This window comes from Peribacillus sp., assembly GCF_059453735.1.
On sequence record NZ_JAZVJO010000135.1, the window covers coordinates 1 to 2,489 of the forward strand.

Here is a 2,489-nt window from a genome sequence, read left to right on the forward strand (position 1 = left end):
TAGTATGAAAAAAAGCGTCCTATCATCTTGTTCTCCTTTTATTTGATTCTTAGTTACCACTAGAATTATAGTCATATACTGATAAATATTCAACCAATTCTGAAATTTAATATTTGCGAAAAGACATGCGTTGTTAGAGATTCAATCTAACCCATCTATCCCTTTTTCTTTTTTACCATCTCAATTCCGAGATATTTTTTTTAAATCGAAAGCCGTAGAAAGAATATAATCTACGGCTTGTTTATTATTTTTTCCAATTTTCTTTAATAAACTCATCCCGTCCGGACTGTTTGCGGTCTTCTTTATAATGTGCTGGATTTTTTTTGTGGTAATCTTGATGGTAGTCTTCAGCAGGATAGAAACTTGAAGCGGCCAGAATCTCAGTGACAATAGGCTTTTTAAAGACATTCGCAAGCCTAACTTTTTCTTTAGATTGCTGTGCAAGATTTTGTTGTTCTTCGGTATGATAGAAGATAGCCGTCCGATATTGTGGCCCGCGATCTTGAAACTGACCGTCATCATCTGTTGGATCAATTTGCGGCCAATACAGTTCAAGGAGCTTTTCATATGGAAATAACTCTGGATTATATGTAATCTGAACCGCTTCGTAATGTCCAGTGGTTCCTTTCTTAATTTCTTCATAGGTTGGATTCTCGACATGACCGCCTGTATATCCTGAAATAATTCCTTCAATGCCTGGCATTTCCTCAAAAGGGCTCACCATACACCAAAAGCAGCCACCTGCAAACGTTGCTTTTTGCATTTAGTTAATCCTCCTAAAACTATTTTTCTAGTATGGCTAATTATACGTTAGTACTAGGCAGCTTGCATAGCACGACCGTTTGAAATGAAAGGCAAACAAGTCACAACGGCTTTTGTTACTACCTAAATTATTACATATTTTCATAATTTACTCATACTTTTTAGCTTTTATGATAAAATTATAGGTACAATATTTATAGCTTGGAGGGTCATCTTGTGAAGTATATATTAAATACACCTGTTCCTCGAACTCGACAATCAATTAAAGCTGATTTGGAAGCACTCGGCGTTACCCCCGGTATGAATATACTTGTTCATTCCTCTCTTTCTTCGTTAGGGTGGACAAATGGAGGTGCCATTTCTGTCATTCAGGCATTGATGGACGTTGTAACCAAAGATGGAACAATTATTATGCCTTCACAATCCACCGACTTGAGCGATCCTTCGGAATGGCAATACCCGCCTGTACCTGAAGAATGGTGGCAAGAAATCCGTGATACAATGCCTGCTTTTCATCCAGCTTACACCCCTGTCAGAGGGATGGGGAAAATCGTTGAGGTCTTTAGACATTTCCCAGATGTCAGCAGAAGTTCTCATCCTGCCTATTCGTTTGTGGCTTGGGGGAAAAACCAATCTATAATTCTTGCAGAGCACTCCCTTACCTTTGGACTAGGCGAACAATCTCCTCTCGCAAGGTTGTACGAATTAGATGCTGTGGTTTTATTTATCGGAGTTGGTTACAACACGAATACTTGCTTTCATTTAGCAGAATACCGTACCCCCTCCCCAACCGTAATTACGAAAGCTGCTCCGATTATGGAAAATAACGAACGAGTTTGGAAGCTGTACCAAGAACTTGATTTTCAAGAATATCACTTTGAGGAAATTGGCAGGGCATTTGAACAAACATGTCCAGTGGTTTTAGGAAACATAGGATCTGCCTCTTCCCGCCTCTTTTCGTTGAAGAAAGCTGTCGATTTTGCACAAAATTGGTTAACCACAAAGAATTCTTAACAGAAATGGGTAGAGGGGGGAATTGAACTGCGAAGAATATTCTGGTCTTTTGTACTGATTTTATCAATAACCGTATTCCAAGCTACAACTAATACGACAATTGTAGGCCTAGGATTTATTCAATGCCCTAAAGTCCTGGCGGAGAAAATGGTTTCACAACGATCGGTTGAAGAAAGTTCTGTAAACACACCTCGACTTCATATACTAAAGAAAGACTGGATACCGCCATCGCCTGTAAAATCATCGATTCTCTCATTTTGGCATGTTCCACATACACCCCCATTTGTTCATGATGATGCAGACCATCTTGAACCCCAAGTAGTGCATACCCTAATAATGAAGGCGAATAATCATTAAAAACCGATGGGATCATTTAGATCACATCGGTTTTCTTACTTCTAATCAATCCAAATGTTTGTCTGAATAAACAATACAACACGGCACTAAGAGGCAGGGTAATGTAATCCAGCCATAATCCATTTTGGATAGGTTGTGAAGCTCGCACCCATGCTACGTAACAGAATATCACCAAAAACAGGGTAACTGCTAAATAATACATCCAAGGGCTATGCAGCCATTTAATTGAGGGAATAATGGTTACTCCTTTCAATAAGAGTTCTGTAACCAAACAAGAAAGTACGATGATAAAGTACACCGATAAAACTTCGTTGATTGACAGGACTGTACCAAGTCGGAGGCCAAGCGGTCTTAGG

General features: G+C 39.2%; 4 protein-coding genes. 1 reads left to right on the plus strand and 3 read right to left on the minus strand.

The window, feature by feature from the left end; translation table 11 throughout:
- Positions 1-244: 244 nt before the first annotated feature.
- The gene (msrA, locus tag AC52RT_RS04585; protein ID WP_495539661.1) at positions 245-763 is read right to left on the minus strand and encodes a peptide-methionine (S)-S-oxide reductase MsrA; all 519 of its coding nucleotides are present in this window, start codon (positions 761-763) and stop codon (positions 245-247) included.
- Between the two features lie 215 nt (positions 764-978).
- On the opposite strand from msrA, the gene AC52RT_RS04590 reads away from it, so the two are divergent.
- Positions 979-1,776, plus strand: coding sequence for an AAC(3) family N-acetyltransferase (locus tag AC52RT_RS04590; RefSeq protein WP_495539662.1), 798 nt, complete (start codon positions 979-981; stop codon positions 1,774-1,776).
- 127 nt (positions 1,777-1,903) lie between these two features.
- On the opposite strand, the gene AC52RT_RS04595 is transcribed toward AC52RT_RS04590, so the two are convergent.
- Entirely contained in the window at positions 1,904-2,149 is a 246-nt protein-coding gene (locus tag AC52RT_RS04595; protein ID WP_495539663.1) for a hypothetical protein, read from the minus strand.
- On the minus strand, positions 2,150-2,489 hold a 340-nt coding region (locus AC52RT_RS04600), incomplete at its 5' end, for a hypothetical protein (RefSeq protein ID WP_495539664.1).